2 pseudogenes are annotated in these 1023 nt (G+C 34.4%); one reads left to right on the forward strand and one right to left on the reverse strand.

Annotation, left to right across the window (positions count from 1 at the left end):
- Positions 1 to 112 (forward strand): annotated as a pseudogene (locus BBROOKSOX_RS12605) (IS30 family transposase); the annotation flags it as partial.
- Positions 113 to 200: 88 nt separating this feature from the next.
- On the opposite strand, the pseudogene BBROOKSOX_RS11610 reads toward BBROOKSOX_RS12605, so the two are convergent.
- A pseudogene (locus tag BBROOKSOX_RS11610) lies at positions 201 to 1023 on the reverse strand (RHS repeat-associated core domain-containing protein); the annotation flags it as partial.

Raw genomic sequence — 1023 nt, forward strand, 5'->3', positions numbered from 1 at the left:
AATGAATAATAGACCTAGGAAATGCTTGGGGTACAAGACCCCATTTGAGGTCTTTGCCAAGATGACTGGCAAGGACTATTTTTTAAATGGAAGTGTTGCACTTATGGGTTGAATTCGCCAGTTTAACTTGTTCGAAATAAGAAAATTTAAATTGTTGTCTTAATTTGTTGGGGTTTTATAATTTGGGTTGAGATCATAGGTTAAAACATAGATTCTTCTGAGTCCATCTTGTTTTTTTCATATGTGCGGTAACTCGTCCCGCTTCCAACATATTTTATTATATGTTGAGACACCCCTGTAATATTATTACTAATGCCATAATAATATAATTTTTTGTTTACATTAGAAAATTCTTTTTTAGTATAAACGCTTCCTGCCCATGCGTCTACCACTAAAGCATTTTCATTCCATTTCTCAGGTTCAAATATAGGGGTGCGTTGATCGCGATTAATTAAGTTGAAGGCATGATCAGGTTTTGTTGTTATTAGATATTCTGCTGTCATATTAGGATAATTTTTTCTTAACTCATTCAACATAATAAGTGCACATTCCGAACAATTAGCAACTTTATGTGTGTTAATGACTAAATCCTCATATTCCTTGCTTGCAAAAAATTGTATAGAATCATTGGGAGGAGGAACGCCAGTTTGCTTTATATTAGCAATATGAGCATCTATACTATTTCGTAATTGTTTTATTCTCATACTTATTGTTCGCTGATCATATCCTTCAAGATTAGAGTTTCGGCTAGAAGATTCCAATGCACCCAATTTTTTAAAAACATTCAATTGAAAAATATCTTGTTGTACTTGAGCCATTTCCTCACTTGTATTGTGTGATAGTGCATCTCTGTCTATTCTGTATTTTCTAGGAGCTGGTCTTTCGGTGTCTACATTATTGACTTCCCCAACAGCGCCTTTTTCCACAGTTTCTTGTTCAGGTGTTTCTTTAACATGCCCTGTTGGGTCAATATATTCAAGTGGATTGTTGCCCACATAAACATACAAATTCAAGCCATCAACC

The sequence above is a fragment of the bacterium endosymbiont of Bathymodiolus sp. 5 South genome (assembly GCF_900128535.1).
In the GTDB taxonomy this organism is placed as follows: domain Bacteria; phylum Pseudomonadota; class Gammaproteobacteria; order PS1; family Pseudothioglobaceae; genus Thiodubiliella.